Annotated in this window: 1 pseudogene; it reads right to left on the minus strand. The window is 62.4% G+C overall.

Annotated features, from left to right (window positions below):
• Window positions 1–229, minus strand: a pseudogene (locus EXE45_RS19130) (30S ribosomal protein S7); the annotation flags it as partial.

The raw sequence follows: 229 nt of genomic DNA on the forward strand, positions 1-229 counted from the left end.
ATGTCGAAGGCGTCGCGGACGATCCGCGTTGCCTGCTGCTTCTTGCCCGTGTTCTCCTCGGTCTGCATCAGGCGGTTGATCAGCCGCTCAACCAGCGAGATCTCGGACTTCTTGAACTGCTTGGACGCGTGGCGACCCATCGTGTGGGCGATGGGCGTCACCGTCATGTACCGCTTCGTCGAGGGGTCCTCGTAGGCGATCTCGGTGACGTCCCAGACGCCGAACAGCT

Source organism: Halorubrum sp. SP9 (genome assembly GCF_005435015.1).
GTDB classification, from domain to species: Archaea; Halobacteriota; Halobacteria; order Halobacteriales; family Haloferacaceae; genus Halorubrum; species Halorubrum sodomense.